Source organism: Erythrobacter sp. F6033, from assembly GCF_023016005.1.
Lineage (GTDB): Bacteria > Pseudomonadota > Alphaproteobacteria > Sphingomonadales > Sphingomonadaceae > Erythrobacter.
Window position 1 is genome coordinate 1,055,164 of sequence record NZ_JALKAZ010000001.1, and the last position, 25,273, is coordinate 1,080,436.

Consider the following 25,273-nt stretch of genomic DNA (forward strand, 5'->3'; position numbering starts at 1 on the left):
GATGGGTCAGAAGAGTAATCCGATCGGTCTGCGTCTGCAGATCAACCGCACCTGGGATAGCCGCTGGTACGCCGAAGGGCGTGACTATGCCGGTCTCCTGGCGGAAGATATCAAGATCCGTAAATACATCCTCGAAACCGTGCCACAGGCTGCGATTTCGAAGGTCGTGATCGAACGTCCGGCCAAACTGTGCCGTGTTTCGATCTATGCGGCTCGTCCTGGTGTTATCATCGGTAAGAAAGGCGCAGACATCGAAAAGCTGCGTTCGAAACTTGCCACGATGACCGAAAGCGAAGTGAAGCTGAACATCGTTGAGATCCGCAAGCCGGAAATCGATGCCAAGCTCGTCGCTCAGGGTATCGCTGATCAGCTCATTCGTCGTGTGGCTTTCCGCCGTGCGATGAAACGCGCAATGCAATCTGCCATGCGTCTCGGCGCAGAAGGCATCAAGATTGTCTGCGGCGGCCGTCTTGGCGGCGCTGAAATCGCCCGTGTTGAGCAGTATCGTGAGGGCCGCGTGCCGCTTCACACACTGCGTGCAAACATCGACTATGCCGAAACCGAAGCGCTGACTGCTTATGGCATCATCGGGATCAAGGTCTGGGTCTTCAAAGGCGAAATTCTCGCCCACGATCCGACCGCTCAAGATCGCTTGATGATGGAATCGCAGACTTCCGGCGTTCGTCCGGCTCGCTGATTGCAGGATTAGGAAAAAGCCATGCTGCAACCGAAGAAAACAAAGTATCGCAAGGCCTTTAAGGGTCGGATCAAGGGCGACGCAAAGGGCGGCACTACGCTGAACTTTGGCTCTTATGGTCTGAAAGCTCTTGAGCCTGAGCGTTTGACTGCTCGTCAGATCGAAGCCGCTCGTCGTGCTATTACCCGTGCAATGCGTCGTCAGGGTCGTCTCTGGATCCGCGTCTTCCCAGACGTTCCAGTGTCGAAGAAGCCTGCCGAAGTCCGTCAGGGTAAAGGTAAAGGTTCGGTCGAATATTGGGCTGCTCGCGTTAAGCCGGGCCGCATCCTGTTCGAACTCGACGGCGTTTCGGGTCCGCTCGCGGCACTCGCATTCGAGCGCGCAGCTATGAAGCTGCCGATCAAGACAAAGGTTGTTGCCCGTCTGGGTGACACCTCACACCTGGGAGGCGAATGATGGCCGACATCGAAGATCTTCGCACGAAGACCGACGACCAGCTCACCACAGAGCTGACCGATCTGAAGCGCGAGCAGTTCAACCTGCGCTTCCAGTCTGCGACCAACCAGCTGGAAAAGCCTTCGCGCATTCGCGAAGTGCGTCGCAACATCGCGCAGATCAAAACGCTGCAAAACGAGCGTGCGGCGAAAGCCGCCGCCGAAAAGGCGTAAGGAGTAGACAATGCCGAAACGTATTCTGACCGGGACTGTCACCTCCGACAAAACCGATAAGACCGTGACCGTGCTGGTCGAACGCAAGGTTAAGCACCCGCTTTACGGGAAGATTATCCGTCGTTCGAAGAAGTATCACGCTCACGACGAAGAAAACGCATTCACCGTAGGTGATGTTGTCCGGATCGAAGAGACCAAACCGATCTCCAAGACCAAGACCTGGGCTGTGAAAGACCGGGTTGTGTCGGGCGGCACGCAAGCGATCGAAGCTGATCTCGATGTCGAGGCAGCAAGCAACTAATTTGACGTAGGAACTGCCTTGCCCCGGTTGGTATCGGGTGTCTGGGCAAGCCAAGAGAAGGAAACGGATCAATGATCCAGATGCAATCCAATCTCGACGTCGCGGACAACAGCGGCGCAAAGCGCGTGCAGTGCATTAAAGTACTGGGCGGGTCAAAGCGCCGGTTTGCCTCCGTTGGCGACGTGATCGTGGTTTCTGTTAAGGAAGCCCAGCCACGTGCAAAGGTCAAAAAGGGCGACGTTCACCGTGCAGTGATCGTCCGCACCAAGAAGGACGTTCGTCGTCCCGATGGCAGCGTAATCCGTTTTGACAGCAACGCAGCTGTACTCGTGAACAAAAGCGAAGAGCCAATCGGCACTCGTATCTTTGGCCCAGTGGTCCGCGAACTTCGCGGCCGCGGCTTTATGAAGATCATTTCGCTCGCTCCGGAGGTGCTCTAAAATGGGTGCTGCAAAAATCAAAAAGGGTGACAGCGTTGTAGTGCTGTCCGGCAAAGACAAGGGCCGTACCGGCACTGTCGAGCAGGTGATGCCTAAAGACGGCAAAGTCGTCGTTGAAGGCGTCAACATTATCACCCGTCACAAAAAACCGACCCAGCAAAATCCGCAAGGTGGGATTGAGCGCAAGCCTGCTCCGATGAACCTTTCAAAGGTTGCTGTGGCTGACCCTAAAGATGGCAAGCCAACCCGCGTCCGTTTCGAAGAAAAGGACGGCAAGAAGGTTCGCGTTGCTGTAAAGAGTGGGGAGACTATCGATGGTTGATTACACTCCACGTATGAAAGCCAAGTTTGACGACCAGATCGTCAAAGCGATGACTGAAAAGTTCGGCTACAAGAACCGTCTTCAGGTTCCAAAGCTCGAAAAGATCACACTCAACATGGGTGTGGGCGAAGCGAGCCAGGACAAGAAGAAAGTTGCTATTGCGGCTGAAGAAATGGCGCTGATCGCTGGTCAGAAGCCCGTCATCACCAAGGCAAAGAAATCGATCGCCCAGTTCAAACTGCGCGAAGGCATGCCAATCGGTTGCAAGGTAACCCTGCGCCGCGAACGCATGTACGAATTCGTTGATCGTCTTGTGACTATCGCAATGCCTCGTATTCGTGACTTTCGTGGTCTGAACGCCAAGTCGTTCGACGGCCGCGGCAACTACGCAATGGGTCTTAAAGAGCAGATCGTCTTCCCAGAGATCAGCTACGACAAGATCGATAAAGTTCGGGGCATGGATATCATTGTGACCACGACCGCGAACACCGATGAAGAGGCGCGCGAATTGCTCCGTCTCTTCGGCTTCCCTTTCGAAGGTGAAGCTAACGAACAGAAAGAAGCGGCGTGAGCCGTTTCTTCACCGTAACGACAAGCAAGAGAGCTTAAGTCCAATGGCGAAACTGAGTTCCATTAACAAAAACGAGCGTCGTAAGAAGCTCGTTAAAAAGTACGCAGCAAAGTACGAGAAGCTGAAGGCAATCGCAGATGACGAGAGCCTTGAAGAGAGCGAGCGTTTGATCGCGCGTCTCAAAATGGCTGAGATTCCCCGCAACGGGAATCCAACTCGCGTGCGCAATCGCTGCGCCACCACCGGCCGCCCGCGCGGCTATTACCGCAAGTTCGGCATCAACCGTATCGAACTGCGTCAACTTGGTACCCGTGGAATGATCCCGGGTCTAACCAAGTCGAGCTGGTGAGGTAAAGAACAATGGCTATGACCGATCCACTGGGTGATATGCTCACCCGTATCCGTAACGGACAGCAGGCTAAGAAGGATTCCGTCCTTTCGCCAGCTTCCAAACTGCGCGCTAACGTGCTCGAAGTTCTCACTCGTGAAGGCTACATCCGTGGCTACAGCGAAGATGCGAGCGGCAAGCACCCAGCGCTTCGGATTGAACTGAAATATTTCGAGGGCGAGCCTGCTATCAAGCATGTAAGCCGCGTCTCCAAGCCTGGCCGCCGCGTCTATTCGGGTTCGAAAGAGCTTCCGACTGTTCGTAACGGCCTTGGCATCACCATCGTCTCGACCCCGCGCGGTGTTCTTTCGGACAACGAAGCGCGTGACAGCAATGTCGGCGGCGAAGTGCTTGCGGAGGTCTTCTGATGAGCCGCATTGGTAAAAAGGCTGTGGCGATCCCTGCCGGGGTTACTGCAAACATCGATAACGGCACGCTGAGTGTAAAGGGCCCCAAAGGCACTCTTACATTGGGTCTTTCTGAACTCATCGACTACAAAGTCGAAGGCGACGAGATCCAAGTCAATCCGGCGAATGACAGCAAAGCGGCGCGTTCCTTCTGGGGTATGCAGCGCACATTGGTGTCAAACCTGGTTGAAGGTGTGACCGAAGGTTTTTCCAAGACGCTTGAAATCTCCGGCGTTGGTTACCGTGCAAAAGCGCAGGGCAAGACCCTGAAGCTTGAGCTTGGTTTCAGCCACGACGTTGATCTCACCGTGCCGGAAGGCCTCGAAGTTAAAACGCCCGATCAAACTACGGTTGAGATTTCCGGCATCGACAAACAGGCCGTTGGCCAGTTTGCCGCCGAAATCCGCGAATTCCGTAAGCCTGAGCCTTACAAGGGCAAGGGTATCAAGTATCGCGGCGAGTATGTCTTCCGCAAGGAAGGGAAGAAGAAGTAAGATGGCAAAGCTCTCTCTCTTTGAACGTCGCCGCCGCCGGGTGCGCTCTGCGCTCCGTGCTCGCTCGGGTGACAAGCCGCGTCTGTCGGTTCACCGCACCGGTCGCCACATTTACGCTCAGGTCATCGATGATGCCCAGGGCCGCACTGTGGCTGCTGCCTCTACTCTTGGTGCGAAAGCATCGGGTGCCAATGTTGATGCGGCCGTAAAGGTTGGCAAAGACATCGCAGCCGCAGCCAAGAAAGCTGGCGTGACCACTGTCGTGTTCGATCGCGGCGGGTTCCTGTTCCATGGCCGCGTTAAGGCGCTGGCCGATGCCGCTCGCGAAGGCGGGCTGGAGTTCTGATGATGGCTGACGAAAAGAAAACCGAAGAAGCAGCGACCGAAGCTGTGACGCCGGAAGTAACCGAAACACCGGAAGCTCCGGCTGTTGCGGAAACTCCATCGGAAGCGGCTGACAATCAGTCTGCTGCTGCCGAGCCTACCGCTCAACCCACCGAAGCTCCTGCAGCCGAAGCCCCTAAGCAGGGTCGTGGTGGTCGTGGTCGCGGTGGCAACGATCGTGGCGGCAAAGGCCGTGGTCGTGGTGGACGTGATGGTGGCCGTGGCCGCCGCGAGGAAGAAGATGATGGCATCATCGAGAAACTCGTGCACATCAACCGCGTCTCGAAAACGGTGAAGGGTGGTAAGCGTTTTGGCTTTGCTGCGCTCGTCGTTGTCGGTGACGGTCAGGGCCGCGTAGGCTTCGGCAAGGGTAAGGCTCGCGAAGTTCCTGAAGCGATCACCAAAGCAACTGCTGCGGCTCGCAAGAAGATGATCCGCGTTGCGCTTAAAGAAGGCCGCACGCTGCATCACGACGCAAATGGTCGTTTCGGTGCCGGCAAAGTGACCGTCCGCACAGCGCCTCCGGGTACCGGCATCATCGCCGGTGGTCCGATGCGTGCCGTTTTCGAAAGCCTCGGCGTTGCCGACGTTGTGACCAAGTCGGTCGGTACGTCCAACCCGTATAACATGATCCGCGCCACTTTCGACGCGCTTGTAAACCAGACTTCACCAAAGTCGGTAGCACAGCGTCGCGGTAAAAAAGTCGCTGACCTTCTGGGTCGCGGCGGCGCTGACAAGGCCGAGGCTGAAGCCGACGCCGCAGCAATCGCGGAGTAAGATCAATGGCTGCCAAGAAAACAGTAAAGATCAAGCAGATCGGTTCGCCGATCCGCCGTCCAGAAAGCCAGCGTAAGATCCTGATCGGTCTTGGGCTTAACAAGATGCATAAAGTCGTGGAGCGTCAGGATACCCCTGAAGTTCGCGGCGCGGTCGCTAAGATCCCGCATCTTGCAGTGATCGTGGACTAAACCAAATTTATGAGGCCTCGCAGAACTGCGGGGCCTCATCCTATCAGCGCGTGACCCCGTCTCTACGAGGGCTGGCAAAAGCGAAAGCGAGTGCAACTATGAAACTTACAGACATCCGTGACAATGAAGGCGCCCGTAAAGGTCGCATGCGCGTGGGCCGTGGTATCGGTTCAGGCAAAGGCAAAACCGCTGCTCGCGGTCAGAAGGGTCAAAAGTCCCGTTCTGGCGTAGCGATCAAGGGCTTTGAAGGCGGCCAGATGCCGCTTCACATGCGTCTTCCAAAGCGCGGCTTCAACAACCCGTTCGGCAAAGACTATGCCGAGGTGAACATCGGCATGATCCAGAAATTCATCGACGAGAAAAAGCTCGATGGAAAGAAAGACATCACCGAAGACGCGCTTCGTGCATGTGGTCTGGTTCGCGGCGGCAAAGACGGCGTTCGTTTGCTCGGCAAAGGTGAAATCAAGGCGAAAGCCAAGTTCATCGTTACCGGAGCGACCAAGGGTGCAGTTGCAGCGGTTGAGAAAGCCGGCGGTAGCGTCGAAGTAACGGCTCCGACCAATCTTGAACGCAAAGCGGCTAAGGCCGAGGCGAAAGAAGCCAAAGCGAACAAGAAGAAGTAATTTCAAATTATTGTCCCGGGCGAGGTCCGGGGTTCTCCCAATCAGGCGCAATCGCTTGTGGAAAGAGGCCCCTGTATCAGGCCCGGGACAATGTTTTTGAGGGGAGGGGGTTCGACATTCCGAACTGCTCTCCCTATCTATGCGAACGGGGCCGGGATTACGCGGCCAAAACGCTAGGATCGACAACACATCATGGCTTCACGCGCCGATAACATCGCCAGCAATATGAACCTGGGCAATTTTGCTCAGGCGACCGAGCTGCGCCAACGCATTTGGTTCACAATCGGTGCGCTGATCGTTTTCCGTTTCTTGAGCTACGTGCCGCTCCCGGGGGTTAACCCGGCTGCGCTGCAAAACCTTGCCGATTTGGGCCGGGGCGGCGTGCTCGAACTGTTCAACACATTTTCAGGCGGCAGCCTTGAGCGGATGAGCCTCATCGCGCTCGGCGTGATGCCTTACATCACCGCGTCGATCGTGGTGCAGATGGCTTCGGCGCTGCATCCAACGCTTGCTGCTCTCAAGAAAGAGGGCGCAACAGGCCGTCAGAAGCTGAACCAGTACACCCGTTACGGCACAGTCTTCCTGTGTGCGATCCAGGGGTACTTCCTTGCTGCGGGTCTTGAGAGTTTCTCGAGCCAAAACAACATCGCAGCCGTGGTCGAGCCGGGCTATATGTTCCGCGTTGGTGCTGTGATCAGCCTCGTTGGCGGCACCATGTTCCTGCTGTGGTTGGGTGAACAGATCACCTCACGCGGCATCGGTAACGGCGTTTCGCTGATCATTATGGCGGGTATCGTTGCCCAGTTCCCGACCTTTGCAAGCAACCTTTTCGAAGGTGGCCGTACGGGTTCGATCGCACCAGGTATCATCATTTTCTTCATCATCATGGTTGTGGTGTTGATCTTGCTGATCTCCTTTGTGGAAAGGGCGCAGCGCAGGCTCTTGGTGAAATATCCGAAACGCGCGACGCAAAACGGCATGGCTCAGCAGGACAATTCTTACCTGCCGCTGAAGCTTAACACCGCAGGTGTTATTCCTCCGATCTTTGCCAGCTCGCTGTTGCTGCTGCCGCTTACAATTTCGCAGTTCGCTGGTAACTCGGTTGATGGCGAGAGCGGTGTCGGCGGCTTTATCGTGACGCTGAACCAGTATCTTCAGCACGGCCAGCCAATCTACATGACGCTGTATGGCCTCGGCATCATCTTCTTCACCTTCTTCTACACCGCAGTGGTCTTCAACCCCGAAGAACGCGCGGAAGACCTGAAGAAGGGTGGCGGTTTCATTCCGGGTATCCGTCCGGGTAAGCGCACCGCTGATTATCTTGAATATGTTCTGACACGTATCACTGTCGTCGGTGCGATGTATCTGACACTCGTTTGCGTTGTGCCGGAATATATGATCGCGCAAACTGGCATTCCGCTATTCCTTGGTGGCACCAGCTTGCTGATCGTTGTGAACGTCACAGTCGATACATTGAGCCAGATTCAATCGCATCTTCTGGCGCACCAATATGGCGATCTTATCAAGAAAGCTAAGCTCAAAGGTCGCACGCGCTAAAGCGCATTTGCAGCCAACTGTATGAAGGCGTCAGGTTACTAGGCCGGCGCAGCAATAGGGGTTCATCGGTGAACATTATTCTTCTTGGCCCTCCTGGCGCTGGCAAAGGCACTCAGAGCGCTGGTTTGGTGGAACGTCACGGCATGCGTCAGCTTTCGACCGGCGATATGCTTCGCGCTGCGGTTAAAGCGCAGACCCCGGTTGGCGTTAAAGCCAAGGCCGTAATGGATCGCGGTGAGCTCGTTTCGGATGAGATCGTTTCAGAATTGATCGATGCCAATTTGGCGGAGATGGACGCTGGCACCGGCGCAATCTTTGATGGCTATCCGCGCACTGAAGCGCAGGCCGAACAGCTCGACACAATTCTCTCCAAGCATAATCGCAGTCTTGATCATGTGATTGAACTGGGCGTCGATGTCGACGCTTTGGTAGAGCGGATCACAGGCCGTTTTTCGTGCGCCAATTGCGGTGCGCTGTATCATGACACCGCCAATCCGCCTTCGAAAGAAGGCGTGTGCGACAATTGCGGCTCGACCGAATTCAAACGCCGTCCTGACGACAACGAAGAAACCGTCCGCACACGGATGGAAGAGTATCGCGCAAAAACTGCGCCGATCCTCCCGGGCTATGAGGCTCGCGGCATTGTGACCCGCGTTGATGGCATGGCTGGCATCGACGAAGTCGCAGGCGCAATCGACGCAATCCTCAAATAAGAGAGCGGTTGAGGGGACACAGGGTTTCCCTCTTTCCCGCAATCGCTTAAGCGGTGATCCAAAGGGAGATTTGGGTCATGCGTTTCACTCATCTTGTCGCCGCGACATTTGCGGGTTGTCTGGCTGCGACACCACTTGCGGCCGAAGTCACCGAACAAGATAGCAACGGCTTCGTTACGCGCGATGTTGCGCTTGTCGAGGCGACGCCCAAGGAAGTGTGGCTCGCGCTGATCACGCCATCGACGTGGTGGAACAAGGCCCACACTTGGTCGGGCGATTCCGCCAATCTGCAATTGCGACCGCAGGCTGGCGGTTGCTTCTGCGAAACCATTCCCGAAGTCGAAGATGACGATCGCATTACTCTCGAAGGCAGTGTCGAGCACATGCGTGTGATCCAGTCGTACCCTGAACGCGCGATGCGTTTGTCCGGTGCGCTCGGCCCACTGCAAAGCGAACCGGTGACCGGCGTTCTCACTATTGCAATCAGCGAAGTCGAACAGGGCACTCAGATCGTATGGGAATACCATGTCGGTGGCCGTATGCGGTATGAAGTTCCCGTTATCTCAAAAGCAGTCGATGGTGTGATGAGCCAGCAGCTAAATGGCCTGGCGAAATTGCTGGGACGTGTGGGTGGAGGTGAGGCTGAAGAGCCCGTTGAGGAAACCGACACAGATGGTGCGGACGAAGGCGATGAGGCTGCTGATCAGCCTGAGGCCGAGGCCGATGAGGTTAGCAATGTCGATGAGGCATTCGGAGACCTTTCCGATCCTGGCTGAGGTGGGAGCGGCCAATTTCCACAATGCGAGATTGCCGATTTTGACCCGGACCCAATGAGAGAGTATTACACCTCTTGAAGCATGATCGAAGCAGCCCATATTGGCCGCTCGGTCGATAATGCGTGCGCGCTGTTGACTGCGATCGAGAATCGCCCTAAGCGCGCCTTTCATTCGACACGTTCGAGCTTAGTCCGGCCGGTATCGCCATGTGCGCGTTCCAACCGGACTTCTGTTGTTTCAGAGCATTCGCTCTTGAGGTGACAGATTGGGTGAAGGCGTGCCGGTGTTTTGAGCGTTGAGATGGGGGCGTCGGTCTAGGTCGTAATCCCCTGTGGAGCATGGAGAATTAAGTGGCTCGTATTGCCGGGGTAAACATCCCCACAAATAAGCGCGTTATTATCGCGCTCACCTACATTCACGGGATTGGTCGTACCACTGCCGTTGAAATCGCAGACAAGCTTGGCATTGCGCACACAGTTCGTGTGCAGGACCTCACCGATGAGGAAGTGCTGCGTATTCGTGAAGCGATTGATGCTGATGTGACTGTGGAAGGCGACCTTCGTCGTCAGACCGCAATGAACATCAAGCGTCTGATGGATCTGCGTACTTATCGCGGTCTTCGCCATCGTAATGGCCTGCCCGTTCGCGGACAGCGCACGCACACCAACGCCCGTACCCGCAAGGGTAAGGCCAAGCCGATCGCCGGGAAGAAGAAGTAAGCTTTAGGTTTCGACCTAACGCTTTTTCCTTCACCCGCATTCAATAAGGAATACGAGAAATGGCACGCGAACCGGGCGGTAAAGTAAGACGCCGCGATAGAAAGAACATTTCGAGCGGCGTTGCACACATCAACGCCAGCTTTAACAACACCATGATCACCATCACCGACGCACAGGGCAATGCTATCAGCTGGTCCAGCGCGGGTTCGATGGGCTTCAAAGGTAGCCGTAAATCGACACCATATGCCGCACAGGTTGCAGCAGATGATGCCGGTAAGAAAGCTGCCGAGCACGGTGTTCGCACTCTCGAAGTCGAAGTGAAAGGCCCGGGCTCGGGTCGTGAGAGCGCTCTGCGCGGTCTCGCCGCTGTCGGCTTCAACATCACGTCGATCCGCGATGTGACGCCGATCCCGCATAACGGGGTCCGTCCATCCAAGCGTCGCCGCGTCTGATCCAAGTCCCGTCGGGTGGCTCGGCTTAGCCATCTAGACACCGGACGGATCCGATGCAGGCTTCCACTGCAAAGGGTCCGACCGTCATTTGAACCGCCACCAGGCGAATTAGGGGAAATCCATGTCCGTCAATACGAAGAACTGGCAGGAACTTAAGAAACCCAACACCCTCGAGATCAAGGATAGTGGTGATAAACAGCGTAAGGTTACTTTTGTAGCTGAACCGCTTGAGCGTGGCTTTGGCCTGACGCTCGGCAACGCTCTCCGCCGCGTTCTGCTCAGCTCGCTTCAGGGTGCTGCGATCACCTCGATCAAGATCGAAAATGTCCTTCACGAATTCTCTTCGCTCGCCGGTGTGCGCGAAGATGTGACCGATATGGTCCTCAACGTGAAGCAGATCGCTCTCAAAATGGAAGGCGAAGGTCCAAAGCGGCTTCAGCTTTCTGTAACAGGTCCAGCAACCGTCAAAGCTGGCGATATCGCTGTTTCCGGCGACATCGAAGTGATGAATAAGGACCTCGTCCTGTGTCACCTCGATGAAGGCGCGACGCTCAACATGGAGCTGACCGCTGACGTGGGCAAAGGCTACTCGCCAGCTGTTCAGAACCGTCCGGCCGACGCGCCGATCGGCCTGATCCCGGTCGACTCGCTTTACTCGCCTGTCCGTCAGGTGAGCTACAAGGTCGAAAACGCCCGTGTTGGCCAGGAACTGGACTACGATAAGCTTTCGCTGACCGTTGAAACCGATGGCACTGTCACACCTGAAGACGCTGTGGCTTATGCTGCGCGCATCCTTCAGGATCAGCTGACGCTGTTCGTCCACTTCGAAGACGGTATCCCGCAGCCGCAGTCGGCCATGATTGGTCAGGCCGCGACGCCGCAGGAAGACGACGCCAACCAGCTCAACCGTTACCTTCTCAAGAAGGTTGACGAACTGGAGCTTTCGGTTCGTTCGGCAAACTGCCTCAAGAACGACAACATCATCTATATCGGCGATCTGGTTCAAAAGACCGAAGCCGAGATGCTGCGCACGCCAAACTTTGGCCGCAAGTCGCTTAACGAGATCAAAGAAGTTCTCTCCAGCATGGGTCTGCGCCTTGGCATGGACATTCCAGGCTGGCCACCAGAGAACATCGAAGAAATGGCCAAGAAGCTCGAACAAGAGCTGCTCGGTTAATCAGGTTCCGGCGGCGCACCTTAAGCGCCGCCAGTACCGGGCTACCTGATACGGGCCCCTTACAAACGAAGGATATGAATTATGCGTCACGGTATTTCACAGCGTAAGCTGAGCCGTAAGTCGGGCCACCGTAAGGCTCTTTTCCGCAACATGTCGGCCGCGCTGATCAAGCACGAGCAGATCCAGACCACGCTTCCAAAAGCGAAGGAACTGCGTCCGTACATCGAAAAGCTGATCACGCTTGCTAAGCGTGGTGGTCTTTCGAACCGCCGCCTTGCTCAGTCTCGCCTGCTTGACGAAACCCAGCTTAAAAAGCTGTTCGACGTTCTGGCTGAGCGTTACAGCGACCGTGATGGCGGTTACACCCGCATCATCAAAGCCGGCTACCGTGCAAGCGACAGCGCCCAGATGGCAATTATCGAGTTCGTAGAGCGCGATGAAGATGCCAAGGGTCAGGATAGCGGTCCGGTCATGAACGAAGACGAGGAATACGCAGACGCGTAATTCGTCATTCGACAAACGACATAGAGGGGCTGGCAGAGTAATCTGCCGGCCCTTTTCTTTTGTGCGCGCCGCATTAGGGTCTGCGAGCATGAAAATGCTCACACTTGCCGCCACAGGCGCGGCACTCGCTTCGATTGGTCTCTCGGCTTCTGCACAGGCGCAAAGCGCTCAGGAGCGCCTTGATACGCGTTATGATCGTGCGCTGGCGGCGGGGTATAAGGCGTTATTTCTTTGTAGCGGTATCGCGAATGCTGAACGTAACGGCACGGCTCGTACGCCTGAGAGTATTCACGCTTGGGAACTAACGGGGATACAGGCGCCACTAGACGATATCGTCCGGGATATGCCCTATGAAATCGTGCGTCGACCAACGGGGCAAGTCGCGCATGTGCAGGTTGAATGGGCCGAAGACATGCCAGACCGGGTAGCGGCGTATTATGGCGAAGATACTGGTTGTTCGGTTTTGCCGATTGGCGCTCCGGAGGGCGTTAGCAATCCAGAACTGCCAATCGAAATAGAAGCAATCAACAAAGCCGGCGAAGACTCAGCATTCCCGGATGGCGGCAAGGTGAAGAAGCGGTTCAGCGAAACGATAGCGACTGCATTTTCGACCGACACCTATGGGGAGGGCGTTCGCTCCACCGCAGCAGTCGTCTTGAAGGACGGCAAGTTGATCGAGCAGCGCTATGCCGAAGGCTTCGGTCCAGATACGCCCCAACGCACTTGGTCAGTGGCAAAGAGTATCGCCGCGACATTTGTAGGCGCCGCAGTCCAGTCCGGCGAGTTCACCGTCGATGATTTGGTCGGCCTGAATTACTGGCGTTCTGGCGGATCGGGAGATGCGCGCAATGCGATCACGATTGATCACGCTCTGCGTATGGCGACAGGCCGGTATTCGGACACGCCCGGGAATCGCACCGATCCGCTCTATTGGGGCGGAACCACCGTTGACGAGCGCGCTGCGAATTGGCCAGTGATCGCAAAGCCGGGCACTGTCTATCGCTATGCAAACAACGACACTCTGATGGCTGTGAAGGCGGTCGACAGCTGGCTGTCATTCTATCCGCCTCACGAATTCTTTGAAAAGCTCGGGATGGATCACACGGTCGCGGAAACCGATATTCGCGGCAATTACGTGCTTTCGAGCCAAGTCTGGTCGACAGCGCGCGACTTGGCGAAGCTCGGTCAGCTGTATCTCAACGATGGCATGTGGAATGGCGAGCGATTGCTTCCCGAAAACTGGCGCGAATATGTCTCTGATCCATCAGGTCCGCAGCCTGAGGGGACGCAGTGGGGATATGGCGCGGGCTGGTGGACCTTCCGCCGACCTGACGGGAACGCGTTTGAGGGCATTCCAGACGATGCCTTTGCCGCGCGCGGCAATCGCGGCCAGTATGTCGTGGTGGTGCCGAGCCGCAATGTCGTGATTGTGCGGCGCGGAGAAGACATGGTCGGCACGCGTTTTGATATTGCCAAATTCACCAGAGACGTCTTGGCCGCGATTGATTAAGCTTCGGCTCATTCAGGGACGTTATGTAGGAACGGACTTCGGCGGCAATCAAACAGGTTGTTCAGAAAAGTACGCATTTATCTGAACAAATGCTGCAAGGGTCAGTCAGGCTCAGCAAATAGCGAATCATCCATAAGGGGTTTGTAGCCGGCGCAAACCCGCATCGGCACAACCCGAGGATGAGACCTATGACGAAGCTTACCAAGACACTCGCCAAAGGCACGCTCGGGACTGTCGCCGCTGGCGCGATGGCCCTTGCGACTGCCACCCCAGCGGCCGCACAGGACCGGCACCGTGATCGCGGTATCGATGCTGGCGATGTGATCGCAGGCGCTGTGATTATAGGCGGCATTGCCGCCCTTGCCGGAGCGTTCGATGGCGACAAGAAACGCGGATATCGCGACCGGAATTATCGCCACAACAATCGCGGCTACAACCAAAATCGCGGTTACAACCACAACGTCCGCTACAACAATCGCGGCTTTAACAATGGCCGTAACGCAGTGGAACGCTGTGTCCGTGTGGCCGAGCGTAAGGCCCGCCGCTTCGGTGGCTACCGTTATGCCGATGTGACCCAGATCCGCGACGTTGATCGCACCCGTTACGGGTTCCGTGTGAAGGGCCGCATCCAGGTCGAAGGCGCACGTGGCTACCGTGCTGATCGCGGCAAGTTCACCTGCTACGTTGATGGCCGCGGACGTCCGCAGGTTGATTTCAACGGAATTCGCGGCCTGCGTTGATCGCGGCTCGTGAAAAGGCCGGGGCGGTCCTCCCGCCGTCCCGTCCATAACAACCACCACCAGCCATAAGCGGTTCAGGCCATTGAAAGCCTGAGCCGCTTATGCGCATCTCACATTAGAGCGATTGGTGGCCGCTCGTTTCAAACAGGAGGGAGCATTTATGCTTTCAATGAAACCTACCGCCGCGATTGCCGGCTTTGCCGCCGCCGCTGCGATGTCTGCCACACCAGCGAGCGCTGCCGAACTTCCCGCTGCGCCTGCGCCGTCTGCAACCAGTGTTATTTTCACCGATTTCGCCCAGAGCCGCTTTGACGAGGGCGATGTTCTTGCCGAACATCACCGCCGTTGGGGCCGCCACCGTTATCGCCGCAACCGCGTGAGCGCGGGCGACGTGCTGACCGGTGTACTGATCATTGGCGGCATCGCTGCCATTGCGAACGCCTCTAACAAGAAAGATCGCACCTATCGCGAGCCGGACTATCGCCGGACGCGCGACTATGACCGCGATCAGGACCGCCGTGACACGCGCCGCAGCAATGCAGGTTCGGGCCTCGAAAGTGCGGTCGATCAATGCGTGACCCGGATTGAGCGCGATGTTCGCGTTGATAGCGTGGATAATGTTGATCGGACCGCCGAGGGTTGGACCGTGACTGGTGCGCTTTTCAATGGGAACGGCTTTGCTTGTCAGATCGGCAATGATGGGCGCATTTCCGATGTCAATTACGGCGGCTTTCAAGCCAGCGGTTATGATGCGGCGAATACGACGCGGGCTCGCGGTGATGACCGGCAGTGGAGTGATGATCGCTACACAGCAGCGCGTGCTAAGGTTCAAGGACAGCAGCGCGCCGATGCCACTCCCGAACAGCTCCCTGCCTATCCCGGCGGACCCGTACCGGGCGATGAATATCCGGGTGATGTGGACGCCGATCTCGGCGGTTAATCACCTTCAGACTTTGCACTATCGAGAGCCCGGGGCGGAGACGTCTCGGGCTCGATTGTTTTTGTCCGGTAGCTTGGCAGCCCGAGCTCCCACTGGATTGCAGCGGCGCGAAGGGCAAAGCCTGCGATAAAGGCGCCAGCCCAAATCCATCCGTTCGGGATGGACAAGGACAACCAAGTCAGCAGCGTCATTCCCGCCACGGTTATTGCAGAGCTTAGGGCTGCGGCGGTGACATACAGCTCCGGCTGCATGATGATTGAGGGGCGGCCTGCCACCACATCACGGATGATGCCGCCGACGCAGCCAGTGATAATGCCCATCAATATGGCTGGTATGGGCGGAACACCATAAGCGAGCGCCTTTGCGCTTCCGAGCACAGCATAGGCTGCGAGGCCGGCGCCATCGGCCATATCGAACAGCTTGCCCTGCCAAAAAGTTAGCGGCGTGAACCAAGCGATCAATGCGCAACCTAGGCAGACCGCAGCGACCCACGGATCGGTGATCCAGAAAACTGGCGCATCGATCAACAGATCGCGAACCGTGCCGCCGCCGACACCTGTGACCAAGGCGAAGAAGCCCATCGTCACAAAGGTTTGTTTCTCGCGCGCAGCGATCACAGCGCCAGACAGCGCGAAAACCGCAATACCCACGATGTCGAGCAGATCGAGGATCGGTGTCAGGATCGTCTCGTTCATACCGGCGCACTTGCTTTGGTTTTGCGGCGGCGAAACATCAGGACAGTTCCGAGCAGCGATCCGATGAGCGCGAGAGCCGCGAACAGGATCAGGATCGGATGGCTCGTGTCTTCGCGTTCCGAAAAGTCCATGATGTGCAGGCCCCACATGAAATCGAACCACCGCCACCAACTGGTGCGCACGGCCTCGATTTCGCCTGTATCACGGCCGATATAGATATGAGCGCCATCTTCTAACGCGACCTGCCATACAGGCATCGGCCGGCGGAAGTCGAAGGGCACTTCGTCAGCATTGAAAAACGTCACAGAGCGGACCTTGTCGCCGCCCACGATCCGCTCCGCTGCGATTGCCCTCGCATCCTCGGCAACAAGAGCCGCAATCGGCTCTCCTGTCGCCATGTCGACGCGGCTCGTAACGCCGTCCAGCGTTGTCAGGATCGCGACGGCTCTGCCATCTTGCATAGTGGCGCGCATCTCCGCGATCTGCATGTCTTCTGTCGCAAGGTCGCTGCCTTCGATGATCAACGGTGATTGCGGCTGATCAATGCGCAGGTGATTGCCGCGCACCTCCGCGATAGGCTTGCTGACCATAAATAGGCCGGTCGCGATCCACATTACGATCGGTACACCAACCAGCCATCCAAGCCAGATGTGCCATTTGACGAAAAGCCGCATTGTTTTGGCCATAGTGGTTATCCGTGCAGGATTGTCGCGAGTGTGTCCGCCGCAGCAATGCAATCAAGATCGCTCCAGCGCGGGCCGATAACCTGCATTCCGCAAGGCAGCTTTGCGCCTTCATAGGTGCCGTGTCCAATCGGGAGGACTGTTGATGGCAGGTTCGGGAAAGACGCAAGTCCGGCCCATGTCAGGCCAGCGCCAGCGGGCATATCTTCGCCATTCACGCGAATGGTCGAGTTGAAAACCGAGCCATCCAGATGCGGAATCGCCAGAACGGGCGCGGGCGGGGCAAGCACGAAATCATAGGTTTCAAACAGTTGCGCCCAGAGGAATTCGTTTGCTGCTTGCGCATCGAGCAAGTCGAACCAATCCGCAGCGCTGGCTTGTTTGCCATCGGGTGAGGGAGCACCGCGGGCCATGCAGATGTTGAGCATCCGCAAATAGTCTTCCTGTTGCCGGGCAAGGTCGGGCACAAGTTTGCTGGCATGGTCTATCTTCAACCCGCCGCGCTCGAGACGTTTGAGCGCGGTATTGGTCGGCTCAAGCACGCTTACATCAACCGGACTATCGGGGAATTCGGTGATCGCCAGAATACGGCAATCGCGCAGACGTTTCTTGCTGCGACGAAGCGGTACGCTCGCGCCGAGCTCGGTTAGAAGCGCAAGATCTCCGGCTGTGCGGGCTAGCGGGCCAGCAATCGAAAGCGCACCATCATGCGCCGCGACAAAGCCTTCACGTTTCGCCATTTGCGGGTGATCGTGACCTCGTTTGCTCACCAGGCCCCAGGACGTCTTGTGCCCCCAAATGCCGCAGAAATGGGCGGGAACGCGGACAGAGCCGCCAATATCGGTGCCATATTCGCAAGGGACCATACCGCTGGCCACGGCAGCTGCGCTGCCCCCTGAGGAACCGCCCGGCGATCGTTCGGGGTTGTGAGGGTTATTCGAGCGGCCATAGACCGAGTTGAAACTCTGCCAGTCAGACAGATCGATCGGCACATTGGTTTTGCCGATGATAATCGCACCAGCGGCTTTCAAACGGCGGACAAGTTCGGAATCGCGCGGCGCGATGTAGTCAGTCAGATGTTCGTGTCCCCAACAGGATTGAAGTCCTTCGACATCGAAGCTTTCTTTGACGGTCATCGGGACGCCAAATAGAGGCTGAAAGTCGGGTGCACCGTTGGGATGGATTGCCTGTTCTTCTTTCGCACGCGCTTCGGCATAGGCGCGTTCAAAATCAGGAACGGCCAAGGCGTTGATTTCGGAATCCAGCTTTCCGATACGAACAATCGCCGCATCAACCGCTTCATGCGGAGTCAGATCACCCTTGCGAATAGCCGCAGCGGTTTCAAGCGCGCCGGGTTTGTCGGTGAGTTTTGGATAAGCCACAGCGTGAATTCCCTTGATACGTGCGCCATCCGGCTATTGCGGTGCGTAGCGGATTTGCGTTTCCCCGTCCGCCGATACCGGAAGGAACAGGCCTTCGCCATAGGCTGTCAGCTGCCCGGTGGATACCTTTTCGATGTCGGTCGTAATGGTGAAATCGCCGAACTGTTTTGATGCTATCGCTTTATCAACCTTGCCCATCAATTCGCTAAAGTCGTCTTCGAAATTCTGTGTCAGCGCGTCTTCGATGGTCGATGAGAAATCCTGTGTCTTGGCAATTTCCAGCAGAACGTTGGTGGTAAAGCGTGTCGTTTCGACCTGATAATCAGGCTCGACGAATTCGATTTTGCGAGAGTTTTCTGCATTGTGGGGGAGGGCGGTAAGCCAGACTGTTCCGCTTGCCGGTTTATCCCGCTCATCTGACTTCCACGCTTCGAATTCCACACCGACTGCCACGCGATAATCGCTGGTGCCGTATACCGTCACAGAGCGCAATTCGACCATACGGTCTCCGATTGCAGGTACAGGAAATGGGCGCTCGGCACGCTTTTCAAGAGCGCGTTTTATCACACCCTCCAACTGATCATAATCCGCAATCACCGGTAAGGTGAGCGCGAGCTTCGCGTCCGAAGCGGCTCGTTCCATCATATCGGGCAGCGGGTTGGCTTCCGGTGCCGGCGGCTTTTCGCCAACAAAGATTTCCGTCGATGCGTTGAGCCGCATCGAGACGATGATAGCATTTCGCGAAGCACTATAGCCGTCGTAGCCCAAACCCCGCGGTGTCAGCCGCATCCAGACGGGCGGGTTTTTGCTGTTGAGCGACAGGACGGAATACCCTCGCTCCCACATCGGTTCGATCTGGCTGCGTAGATTGAGCTTCGCAATCTCCCGCTCTAATGTCTGTTCCAAAGTTCTGATGACCTTGCTCAGCCGCTCATCCGCTTCGTTTGCGAATGTCACTTTCTGACCAAGCAGCGACACGGTGGGGGGCTGCCGCCAATCGTAATTGATCGAAACCTTTCCGCGCACGGACCAATCCTTACGCACCGAAAGCCTCACCCTCGCGGTAACCGTCGCGCTGGCGGTCGCCGTCTTCTTGTCAATAATGCCGGCGATGTCATTCGCAGTCATTTTTGCGCGGATCGGCATGGTCACAATCAGGTCTTGGCCTCTACCCCGCAGGGTCAATTTACCGCGCGAGACAGCACCTGCCAGATCGCATTTAATCTTGGGCGATTTGAGCGTGACACCGAGCACTTCGGTCCGCTGAGACGGAACGCATTCAGCGTTTGCCCTATTGAGTGACCACAGCCGCGTTGGCACTTCACTCTCAAGTGCGCGGCGCATAGGCGCAAGGCTCATTTCGATATCGGTTGCGAGGGTCGATTGGCCATCGGGCACCTCGATTGCATCGTTTAAGCGCGGTGGAGGTTTGACCTCTTCCTGAAACGAGCAACCTGACAGGGCGAGCGGGATCGCAAGCGCAAAGCCCATAATACGCGCAGCCATGCTGCTGATATGTTTGTGCCCCAAAGTGATAGCGCCCCCTCTCACCATTTGTGTTTAGGCGAGAGGGGGCGCTGAATCAATTTTGGTAGTGATTTCCGCCGCTAAAGGACGGCATTCGTTACATATGGATCGGCTTGCCGCGCACGCCCATCGCCGCTTCCTTCATGGCTTCGGCATGGGTGGGGTGAGCGTGGCAGGTATAGGCGATGTCTTCTGATGTCGCGCCGAATTCCATCGCGATGCCCGCTTCGGCAATCATCGTACCTGCGACGCTGGCGATGCACCATACGCCCAGAACGCGGTCGGTCTCCGCATCGGCGATGACTTTTACGAAGCCATCTGGCTCGTGATTGGTCTTTGCGCGGCTGTTCGCCATCATCGGGAATTTGCCGACCTTGATTGCTTTCTTGTCGCCGCCAGCCTGTTCGATGGCTTGCTCGGTTGTCAGACCGACGCCAGCGATTTCGGGCAGGGTGTAGACGACATTCGGGATCACGTCGTGGTTCACAATGCCGGTTTCGCCAGCGATGTTTTCCGCGACCGCAATGCCCTCATCCTCGGCTTTGTGCGCGAGCATCGGGCCGGGGACACAGTCGCCGATGGCCCAAACATTATCGACCTTGGTGCGGAAATCGTGATCAATTTCGATCTGGCCGCGCTGATTGGTTTCAAGGCCAATCGCGTCGAGACCTAGGCCGTCGGTATTCGGCTTACGCCCGATAGATACGAGCACGCAATCGACGTCCATCGTCTCCGCATCGCCGCCTGCCGCTGGTTCCATCGTCAGTGTGGCGGTTTTGCCTTTGACAGCTACGCCGGTGACTTTCGTACCAAGCTTGAAATCGATACCCTGCTTCTTGAAAATCTTGCGCGATTCCTTGCGGATATCGCCGTCGAGACCGGGCAGGATTTCGTCGAGATATTCGATGCAAGTGACTTCCGCGCCAAGGCGGCGCCAGACCGAGCCGAGCTCTAACCCGATAACGCCACCACCGATGACGACCATTTTCTTCGGCACTTTGGCAAGCTCAAGCGCCCCGGTGGAATCGACTACCACGCCTTTGTCGTTGTCGACCTCAACGCCGGGAAGGGGCGTGACGGAAGAACCGGTTGCGATGACAATGTCTTTTGCGGTGACGGTTTCGTCGCCGACTTTGACAGTGTGCGCATCCTGGAAAGTGGCGTAGCCTTTCTTCCAGTCGACCTTGTTCTTCTTGAACAGGAACTCGATGCCTTTGGTAAGACCATCAACCGCATCGATGCGCTGGGCGTGCATCTTCTCAAGGTTAAGCTTTGGCGTCACGTCCACGCCCATATCGGCCATCGTGCCATTGGCAGCGGCGTCGTAGTACTCGGATGCGTGCAGCATCGCCTTGGAAGGGATACAACCGACATTGAGGCATGTCCCGCCAAGGGTTTCCCTGCCTTCTGCACAAGCGGTTTTTAGGCCCAGCTGCGCAGCGCGGATAGCCGCGACATAGCCGCCGGGACCGGCACCGATAACAAGGACGTCGTAGTCGTATTCAGCCATTTTCTAGCTCCATGATCCCGTATCAGGTGGGATCGGAATTTCAGGGGTCAACTAGGGGATGCCGGATCAAAGGTCGATCAGCATCCGGGTTGGATCTTCGATTGCTTCCTTGATGATTTTCAGCGCGGTTACGGCTTCGCGACCATCGATCAGGCGGTGATCATAGGAGAGCGCGATATACATCATCGGACGGATCACGATCTCGCCATTCACAACCACCGCGCGGTCTTCAATCCGGTGAAGGCCAAGCACGGCGCTCTGCGGCGGGTTGATGATCGGGGTCGACATCAACGATCCGAACACGCCGCCATTCGAAATGGTGAAGGTGCCGCCTGTCATATCGGCCATGGTCAGCGTGCCTTCCTTGGCGCGCGCACCGAAATCGGCGATGTCTTTTTCGATCCGGGCAAAGCCTTTGTCCTGACAATCGCGGATCACTGGGACGACAAGGCCGTTCGGAGCAGAGACAGCGACCGAAATATCGACATAGTCGTGATAAACGATCTCATCGCCTTCGATGTAAGCGTTCACACTCGGCACGTCTTTAAGCGCAAGACACGCGGCCTTTGCGAAGAAACCCATAAATCCGAGGCGGATATCGTGTTTCTTGGCGAACAGGTCTTTGTATTTGGAGCGCGCTTCGATCACCGCGCTCATGTCCACATCGTTGAACGTGGTAAGCAGCGCAGCCTCTTCCTGAGCGCCTTTCAGACGCTTGGCGATGGTCTGGCGCATGCGGGTCATTTTGACTCGCTCTTCGCGGCGTTCGCCTGTGGCAGCTGGCGCAGCCGGTGCAGACGATGCCGCCGGAGCAGGAGCAGGGCTGCTCTTTGCTTTGGCAGCCGCAATCACGTCTTCCTTGGTCAACCGACCGTCCTTGCCAGTACCCTTGATCGTGCTCGGATCAACGCCGTGTTCCAGAACCGCGCGGCGCACAGCCGGCGACATGGTGACAGCGGCATCGCCGGTAGCTTCTTTTGACGCTGCCGGAGCGGGAGCCGCTTCTTTTGCAGCGGGAGCGGCACCGGCGCTCGCGCCTTCATCGATTACCGCGAGAACCGCGCCAACTTCGACTGTGTCGCCAACCTCGGCTTTGTGTTCGACCAAAACGCCAGCGATGGGCGAGGGCACATCAACCGCGACCTTATCGGTCTCAAGACTGACGATAGGCTCATCGGCTGCGACCGCGTCGCCCGGCTGTTTCAGCCATTCGCCGATTGATCCTTCGGTAACAGACTCGCCAAGAGCCGGGACAGTGATTTCAGTAGCCATTTTACATATTCCTCAGCGTGTTACTGGGGTGAATTCAAATTACTTCGACAGCCCGAGAGCATCGGCGACCAGCGCCTCTTGCTGCTCGGCATGACGTTTCGCGAGACCTGTTGCAGGTGATGCCGCTGCATCACGCCCGGCGTAAGTCGGACGCATGCCATTGTGGCCTGCCTGTGTGAGCGAATCCTCGATCTGGTTCTGTACGAAGAACCACGAACCGTTGTTTTTCGGCTCTTCTTGACACCAGATCACATCTTTCAAATTGGTCATGCGCTTGAGGCGCACGGCCAGTGGATCACCCGGGAACGGATAAAGCTGCTCAATGCGCACGATAGAGACGTCTTTCAGACCCTCTTCCTCACGCTTTTCGTACAGATCATAATAGACCTTGCCCGAACACAGGATGAGGCGCTTTACGTCCTTATCCGCGATTTCGGTCAGATCGGATTTGATCCGCTTGAACTGCCAATCGCCTGTAAATTCCTCGCGCGGGCTTTTTGCCAGCGGATGACGCAGCAGCGACTTTGGCGTCATAATCACCAGCGGCTTGCGGAAGCTCCGCAGCATCTGGCGGCGAAGCACATGGAAGTAGTTCGCCGGCGTGGTGATGTTGCAGACCTGGATATTGTCGTTCGCGCACAGTTGAAGGAAGCGTTCGAGGCGTGCGGAGGAGTGCTCCGGTCCCTGACCTTCATATCCGTGCGGCAGAAGCATAACGAGGCCGTTGGCACGCAGCCATTTGGCTTCACCTGCGGCAATATACTGATCGATCATGATCTGCGCGCCGTTGGCGAAGTCACCAAATTGCGCTTCCCAAAGGACCAGTGTTTTCGGGTCAGCCATGGCAAAGCCATATTCAAAGCCGAGCACCCCATATTCCGACAGAGTGGAATCGTGCACTTCGAAATGGCCGTGGGGCAGGGTGCTTAGCGGTACATATTTGTCCTCAGTCTTCTGATCGACCCAGACGGCATGGCGCTGAGAGAAGGTGCCGCGGCCACTATCCTGACCGGACAGGCGAACGCCGTATCCTTCCATAACAAGGCTGCCGAAAGCGAGTGCCTCTGCGGTGGCCCAGTCAAAGCCTTCGCCGCTTTCGAACATGTCACCTTTCGCCTTGAGCACACGGCCCAGCGTTTTGTGGATGTTCACATCATCTGGCACGTTGGTGAGCACGCGTCCAAGGCTGTCGAACATCTTCGGTTCGATCGCCGTTTCGATATTGCGACGGGCGGTTTCATCATCGGCTGGCTTGTTCAGTCCCGCCCAGCGGCCACCGAACCAGTCGGCTTCGTTGGCCTTGTAGCTCTTTGCCGCTTGAAACTCTTCTTCGAGATGCGCCACGAATTCGCCGGCCACTTCGGCGCGGTGCCCTTCGTCAATCACGCCTTCTGCGATCAGACGCTGTTCGTAATGCACGCTCACTTTCGGGTGCTTGCGGATCACATCATACATCAGCGGCTGGGTAAACTTCGGCTCGTCGCCTTCGTTGTGGCCAAAGCGGCGATAGCACCACATGTCGATCACAACATCGCGGCCAAATTTCTGGCGGTATTCAACGGCCAGTTTGCATGCGAAAGTCACGGCTTCGGGATCATCACCGTTCACGTGCAGGATCGGAGCCATCACACCCTTCGCCACGTCGGACGGGTAGGGCGATGACCGCGCGAATTTCGGCGAGGTCGTAAAGCCGATCTGGTTGTTGATGATAAAGTGCAGACAGCCGCCTGTGTCATACCCAGGCACGCCCGAAAGCGAGAGGCTTTCCCAGACAACACCTTGGCCGGCAAAGGCCGCATCGCCGTGGATCAGAACGGGCAGAACCTGCTCGGTCGTCGCGCCTTCACGCACGACTTGCTGCGCGCGGGTTTTGCCCAGCACAACAGGGTTCACCGTTTCGAGGTGCGACGGGTTAGGCACCAGAGACATGTGCACTTCGATATCGTCGAAAGTGCGATCAGTGCTGGTTCCGAGGTGATACTTCACATCGCCCGATCCGCCGACATCCTCAGGATTGGCAGAGCCGCCGGAAAATTCGTGGAAGATCACTTTGTAAGGCTTGGCCATCACATTCGCGAGGACATTCAAGCGCCCGCGGTGCGCCATGCCATAGATGATCTCGCGCACGCCCGAGCTGCCGCCGTGTTTGATCACTGCCTCAAGAGCAGGGATCATGGACTCGCCGCCGTCTAGGCCGAAACGCTTGGTCCCGACATATTTCTTGCCGAGAAACTCTTCGTATTGCTCACCGCGCAGAACGGCTGCGAGGATCGCTTTCTTGCCCTCAGGCGTAAAGTGGATCGTCTCGCCGGGGCTCTCGAATTTGTCCTGCAGGAAACGCCGCTCTTCGGTGTCGGCGATGTGCATGTACTCAAGGCCGACTTTGCCGCAATACACCTCTTTCAGGCGCTCATGAAGCTCACCCACGGTGGTCCATTCAAGGCCAAGAACGCCTCCGACAAAGACTTCGCTCGACTGCTTGCCCTCCAGCCCGTGGAATGCCAGCGACAGATCTTCTGGTGTCTTGGCGCGGTGGCTGGAAAGGCCCAGCGGATCAAGTTCAGCGGCCATGTGCCCGCGCACACGGTAAAGCCGCACCAAAGTCATCGCCTTGTTGGACAGATCAGACGCATCTTCGAGCGCCTTGTCATCAATTGGCTTGCCCGCTTTCTTGGCCGCTTTTTCCACCACAACGCGCATCTGCGTCGGGTCCATGGCAGTCGTCAGGTCAGCGCCAGAATCGCTGACCTGATCAAGCCATTTCGGATTGCCCCATGACGGACCCGGCTGGGGCCCTTCCTGATCGGACATTTGCGGTAAAAAGTCATTCGGTTCTTGACCCATTAGGGTTCT

The 25,273-nt window shown here is 56.9% G+C and carries 31 protein-coding genes; 24 read left to right on the forward strand and 7 right to left on the reverse strand.

All coding sequences use genetic code 11. The annotated features are described in order from the left end of the window. Position 1 precedes the first annotated feature (1 nt). The 24 genes from rpsC to MWU39_RS05065 all read left to right on the forward strand — a co-directional run bounded on the left by rpsC (position 2) and on the right by MWU39_RS05065 (position 15,351). Entirely contained in the window at positions 2–697 is a 696-nt protein-coding gene (gene rpsC / locus MWU39_RS04950; protein WP_247158863.1) for a 30S ribosomal protein S3, read from the forward strand. A 21-nt stretch (positions 698–718) separates the two neighbouring features. Continuing rightward, positions 719–1,153 (forward strand): 50S ribosomal protein L16, encoded by a 435-nt coding sequence (rplP, locus tag MWU39_RS04955; RefSeq protein ID WP_247158864.1) that lies wholly within the window; start codon positions 719–721, stop codon positions 1,151–1,153. After that, positions 1,153–1,365, forward strand: coding sequence for a 50S ribosomal protein L29 (gene rpmC / locus MWU39_RS04960; RefSeq protein WP_247158865.1), 213 nt, complete (start codon positions 1,153–1,155; stop codon positions 1,363–1,365). The genes rplP and rpmC overlap by 1 nt, the downstream gene beginning before the upstream one ends. A 10-nt stretch (positions 1,366–1,375) precedes the next feature. Beyond that, the gene (gene rpsQ / locus MWU39_RS04965) at positions 1,376–1,666 is read left to right on the forward strand and encodes a 30S ribosomal protein S17 (RefSeq protein ID WP_247158866.1); all 291 of its coding nucleotides are present in this window, start codon (positions 1,376–1,378) and stop codon (positions 1,664–1,666) included. Positions 1,667–1,737: 71 nt separating this feature from the next. Next, positions 1,738–2,106, forward strand: coding sequence for a 50S ribosomal protein L14 (gene rplN / locus MWU39_RS04970; protein ID WP_010411138.1), 369 nt, complete (start codon positions 1,738–1,740; stop codon positions 2,104–2,106). A 1-nt stretch (position 2,107) separates the two neighbouring features. Next, positions 2,108–2,428 (forward strand): 50S ribosomal protein L24, encoded by a 321-nt coding sequence (gene rplX / locus MWU39_RS04975; RefSeq protein WP_247158867.1) that lies wholly within the window; start codon positions 2,108–2,110, stop codon positions 2,426–2,428. Next, a complete protein-coding gene (rplE, locus tag MWU39_RS04980) occupies positions 2,421–2,999 on the forward strand; it encodes a 50S ribosomal protein L5 (protein WP_247158868.1) in 579 nt (192 codons plus the stop codon). Before rplX ends, rplE begins: the two co-directional genes overlap by 8 nt. 43 nt (positions 3,000–3,042) lie before the next feature. Next, positions 3,043–3,348: a 30S ribosomal protein S14 gene (gene rpsN / locus MWU39_RS04985; protein WP_247160307.1), complete on the forward strand. Its 306-nt coding sequence runs from the start codon at positions 3,043–3,045 to the stop codon at positions 3,346–3,348. 11 nt (positions 3,349–3,359) lie between these two features. Further along, positions 3,360–3,755, forward strand: a complete 396-nt coding sequence (gene rpsH, locus MWU39_RS04990; RefSeq protein ID WP_247158869.1) for a 30S ribosomal protein S8 — start codon at positions 3,360–3,362, stop codon at positions 3,753–3,755. Beyond that, a complete protein-coding gene (rplF, locus tag MWU39_RS04995) occupies positions 3,755–4,288 on the forward strand; it encodes a 50S ribosomal protein L6 (RefSeq protein WP_247158870.1) in 534 nt (177 codons plus the stop codon). Before rpsH ends, rplF begins: the two co-directional genes overlap by 1 nt. A 1-nt stretch (position 4,289) precedes the next feature. After that, positions 4,290–4,634, forward strand: coding sequence for a 50S ribosomal protein L18 (rplR, locus tag MWU39_RS05000; RefSeq protein ID WP_247158871.1), 345 nt, complete (start codon positions 4,290–4,292; stop codon positions 4,632–4,634). Beyond that, entirely contained in the window at positions 4,634–5,449 is an 816-nt protein-coding gene (gene rpsE, locus MWU39_RS05005) for a 30S ribosomal protein S5 (protein ID WP_247158872.1), read from the forward strand. Before rplR ends, rpsE begins: the two co-directional genes overlap by 1 nt. 5 nt (positions 5,450–5,454) lie before the next feature. Beyond that, the gene (gene rpmD, locus MWU39_RS05010) at positions 5,455–5,640 is read left to right on the forward strand and encodes a 50S ribosomal protein L30 (RefSeq protein ID WP_247158873.1); all 186 of its coding nucleotides are present in this window, start codon (positions 5,455–5,457) and stop codon (positions 5,638–5,640) included. Between the two features lie 98 nt (positions 5,641–5,738). Continuing rightward, complete coding sequence (rplO, locus tag MWU39_RS05015) at positions 5,739–6,263, forward strand: 50S ribosomal protein L15 (protein WP_247158874.1); 525 nt, start codon at positions 5,739–5,741, stop codon at positions 6,261–6,263. 192 nt (positions 6,264–6,455) lie between these two features. Next, entirely contained in the window at positions 6,456–7,820 is a 1,365-nt protein-coding gene (gene secY / locus MWU39_RS05020) for a preprotein translocase subunit SecY (protein ID WP_247158875.1), read from the forward strand. Between the two features lie 68 nt (positions 7,821–7,888). Then, a complete protein-coding gene (locus MWU39_RS05025; protein ID WP_247158876.1) occupies positions 7,889–8,533 on the forward strand; it encodes an adenylate kinase in 645 nt (214 codons plus the stop codon). A gap of 77 nt (positions 8,534–8,610) precedes the next feature. Further along, entirely contained in the window at positions 8,611–9,309 is a 699-nt protein-coding gene (locus MWU39_RS05030; protein WP_247158877.1) for an SRPBCC family protein, read from the forward strand. A gap of 350 nt (positions 9,310–9,659) precedes the next feature. Next, positions 9,660–10,028: a 30S ribosomal protein S13 gene (gene rpsM / locus MWU39_RS05035; protein ID WP_247158878.1), complete on the forward strand. Its 369-nt coding sequence runs from the start codon at positions 9,660–9,662 to the stop codon at positions 10,026–10,028. Positions 10,029–10,087: 59 nt separating this feature from the next. Next, on the forward strand, positions 10,088–10,480 hold the full coding sequence (gene rpsK / locus MWU39_RS05040; protein WP_247158879.1) for a 30S ribosomal protein S11: 393 nt from the start codon (positions 10,088–10,090) through the stop codon (positions 10,478–10,480). 121 nt (positions 10,481–10,601) lie between these two features. Further along, the gene (locus tag MWU39_RS05045; protein ID WP_247158880.1) at positions 10,602–11,657 is read left to right on the forward strand and encodes a DNA-directed RNA polymerase subunit alpha; all 1,056 of its coding nucleotides are present in this window, start codon (positions 10,602–10,604) and stop codon (positions 11,655–11,657) included. Positions 11,658–11,738: 81 nt separating this feature from the next. Beyond that, on the forward strand, positions 11,739–12,161 hold the full coding sequence (gene rplQ / locus MWU39_RS05050; RefSeq protein WP_247158881.1) for a 50S ribosomal protein L17: 423 nt from the start codon (positions 11,739–11,741) through the stop codon (positions 12,159–12,161). Positions 12,162–12,249: 88 nt separating this feature from the next. Next, complete coding sequence (locus tag MWU39_RS05055; RefSeq protein ID WP_247158882.1) at positions 12,250–13,671, forward strand: serine hydrolase; 1,422 nt, start codon at positions 12,250–12,252, stop codon at positions 13,669–13,671. A gap of 188 nt (positions 13,672–13,859) precedes the next feature. Continuing rightward, a complete protein-coding gene (locus MWU39_RS05060; RefSeq protein WP_247158883.1) occupies positions 13,860–14,411 on the forward strand; it encodes a hypothetical protein in 552 nt (183 codons plus the stop codon). Positions 14,412–14,580: 169 nt separating this feature from the next. After that, entirely contained in the window at positions 14,581–15,351 is a 771-nt protein-coding gene (locus MWU39_RS05065) for a hypothetical protein (protein WP_247158884.1), read from the forward strand. Here the strand turns inward: MWU39_RS05065 and MWU39_RS05070 are convergent. The 7 genes from MWU39_RS05070 to MWU39_RS05100 all read right to left on the reverse strand — a co-directional run bounded on the left by MWU39_RS05070 (position 15,348) and on the right by MWU39_RS05100 (position 25,264). Continuing rightward, entirely contained in the window at positions 15,348–16,046 is a 699-nt protein-coding gene (locus MWU39_RS05070) for a trimeric intracellular cation channel family protein (RefSeq protein WP_247158885.1), read from the reverse strand. The genes MWU39_RS05065 and MWU39_RS05070 overlap by 4 nt on opposite strands. Beyond that, positions 16,043–16,732, reverse strand: coding sequence for a PepSY domain-containing protein (locus tag MWU39_RS05075; RefSeq protein WP_247158886.1), 690 nt, complete (start codon positions 16,730–16,732; stop codon positions 16,043–16,045). The genes MWU39_RS05070 and MWU39_RS05075 overlap by 4 nt, the downstream gene beginning before the upstream one ends. Before the next feature lie 5 nt (positions 16,733–16,737). Continuing rightward, entirely contained in the window at positions 16,738–18,111 is a 1,374-nt protein-coding gene (locus MWU39_RS05080) for an amidase family protein (protein ID WP_247158887.1), read from the reverse strand. Between the two features lie 33 nt (positions 18,112–18,144). After that, complete coding sequence (locus tag MWU39_RS05085; RefSeq protein ID WP_247158888.1) at positions 18,145–19,617, reverse strand: DUF4403 family protein; 1,473 nt, start codon at positions 19,615–19,617, stop codon at positions 18,145–18,147. A 118-nt stretch (positions 19,618–19,735) separates the two neighbouring features. Further along, positions 19,736–21,148, reverse strand: a complete 1,413-nt coding sequence (lpdA, locus tag MWU39_RS05090; protein WP_247158890.1) for a dihydrolipoyl dehydrogenase — start codon at positions 21,146–21,148, stop codon at positions 19,736–19,738. Positions 21,149–21,214: 66 nt separating this feature from the next. Next, on the reverse strand, positions 21,215–22,420 hold the full coding sequence (odhB, locus tag MWU39_RS05095) for a 2-oxoglutarate dehydrogenase complex dihydrolipoyllysine-residue succinyltransferase (protein WP_247158891.1): 1,206 nt from the start codon (positions 22,418–22,420) through the stop codon (positions 21,215–21,217). A 39-nt stretch (positions 22,421–22,459) separates the two neighbouring features. Then, a complete protein-coding gene (locus MWU39_RS05100; protein ID WP_247158892.1) occupies positions 22,460–25,264 on the reverse strand; it encodes a 2-oxoglutarate dehydrogenase E1 component in 2,805 nt (934 codons plus the stop codon). Positions 25,265–25,273 lie beyond the last annotated feature (9 nt).

Excerpts from the sequence above, each read along its gene's own strand:
- rplR (WP_247158871.1), top strand. The coding sequence starts at position 4,290 with ATGGCAAAGCTCTCTCTCTTTGAACGTCGCCGCCGCCGGGTGCGCTCT.
- rpsE (WP_247158872.1), top strand. The coding sequence starts at position 4,634 with ATGATGGCTGACGAAAAGAAAACCGAAGAAGCAGCGACCGAAGCTGTG.
- MWU39_RS05075 (WP_247158886.1), bottom strand. The coding sequence starts at position 16,732 with ATGGCCAAAACAATGCGGCTTTTCGTCAAATGGCACATCTGGCTTGGA.
- rpmD (WP_247158873.1), top strand. The coding sequence starts at position 5,455 with ATGGCTGCCAAGAAAACAGTAAAGATCAAGCAGATCGGTTCGCCGATC.
- MWU39_RS05070 (WP_247158885.1), bottom strand. The coding sequence starts at position 16,046 with ATGAACGAGACGATCCTGACACCGATCCTCGATCTGCTCGACATCGTG.
- rplX (WP_247158867.1), top strand. The coding sequence starts at position 2,108 with ATGGGTGCTGCAAAAATCAAAAAGGGTGACAGCGTTGTAGTGCTGTCC.
- rplO (WP_247158874.1), top strand. The coding sequence starts at position 5,739 with ATGAAACTTACAGACATCCGTGACAATGAAGGCGCCCGTAAAGGTCGC.
- rplQ (WP_247158881.1), top strand. The coding sequence starts at position 11,739 with ATGCGTCACGGTATTTCACAGCGTAAGCTGAGCCGTAAGTCGGGCCAC.
- lpdA (WP_247158890.1), bottom strand. The coding sequence starts at position 21,148 with ATGGCTGAATACGACTACGACGTCCTTGTTATCGGTGCCGGTCCCGGC.
- rpsH (WP_247158869.1), top strand. The coding sequence starts at position 3,360 with ATGGCTATGACCGATCCACTGGGTGATATGCTCACCCGTATCCGTAAC.
- odhB (WP_247158891.1), bottom strand. The coding sequence starts at position 22,420 with ATGGCTACTGAAATCACTGTCCCGGCTCTTGGCGAGTCTGTTACCGAA.
- rpsK (WP_247158879.1), top strand. The coding sequence starts at position 10,088 with ATGGCACGCGAACCGGGCGGTAAAGTAAGACGCCGCGATAGAAAGAAC.
- rplF (WP_247158870.1), top strand. The coding sequence starts at position 3,755 with ATGAGCCGCATTGGTAAAAAGGCTGTGGCGATCCCTGCCGGGGTTACT.
- MWU39_RS05100 (WP_247158892.1), bottom strand. The coding sequence starts at position 25,264 with ATGGGTCAAGAACCGAATGACTTTTTACCGCAAATGTCCGATCAGGAA.
- MWU39_RS05045 (WP_247158880.1), top strand. The coding sequence starts at position 10,602 with ATGTCCGTCAATACGAAGAACTGGCAGGAACTTAAGAAACCCAACACC.
- MWU39_RS05065 (WP_247158884.1), top strand. The coding sequence starts at position 14,581 with ATGAAACCTACCGCCGCGATTGCCGGCTTTGCCGCCGCCGCTGCGATG.
- rplN (WP_010411138.1), top strand. The coding sequence starts at position 1,738 with ATGATCCAGATGCAATCCAATCTCGACGTCGCGGACAACAGCGGCGCA.
- MWU39_RS05060 (WP_247158883.1), top strand. The coding sequence starts at position 13,860 with ATGACGAAGCTTACCAAGACACTCGCCAAAGGCACGCTCGGGACTGTC.
- secY (WP_247158875.1), top strand. The coding sequence starts at position 6,456 with ATGGCTTCACGCGCCGATAACATCGCCAGCAATATGAACCTGGGCAAT.
- rpsC (WP_247158863.1), top strand. The coding sequence starts at position 2 with ATGGGTCAGAAGAGTAATCCGATCGGTCTGCGTCTGCAGATCAACCGC.
- rpsQ (WP_247158866.1), top strand. The coding sequence starts at position 1,376 with ATGCCGAAACGTATTCTGACCGGGACTGTCACCTCCGACAAAACCGAT.
- MWU39_RS05030 (WP_247158877.1), top strand. The coding sequence starts at position 8,611 with ATGCGTTTCACTCATCTTGTCGCCGCGACATTTGCGGGTTGTCTGGCT.
- MWU39_RS05055 (WP_247158882.1), top strand. The coding sequence starts at position 12,250 with ATGAAAATGCTCACACTTGCCGCCACAGGCGCGGCACTCGCTTCGATT.
- rpmC (WP_247158865.1), top strand. The coding sequence starts at position 1,153 with ATGGCCGACATCGAAGATCTTCGCACGAAGACCGACGACCAGCTCACC.
- rplP (WP_247158864.1), top strand. The coding sequence starts at position 719 with ATGCTGCAACCGAAGAAAACAAAGTATCGCAAGGCCTTTAAGGGTCGG.
- rplE (WP_247158868.1), top strand. The coding sequence starts at position 2,421 with ATGGTTGATTACACTCCACGTATGAAAGCCAAGTTTGACGACCAGATC.
- MWU39_RS05085 (WP_247158888.1), bottom strand. The coding sequence starts at position 19,617 with ATGGCTGCGCGTATTATGGGCTTTGCGCTTGCGATCCCGCTCGCCCTG.
- rpsN (WP_247160307.1), top strand. The coding sequence starts at position 3,043 with ATGGCGAAACTGAGTTCCATTAACAAAAACGAGCGTCGTAAGAAGCTC.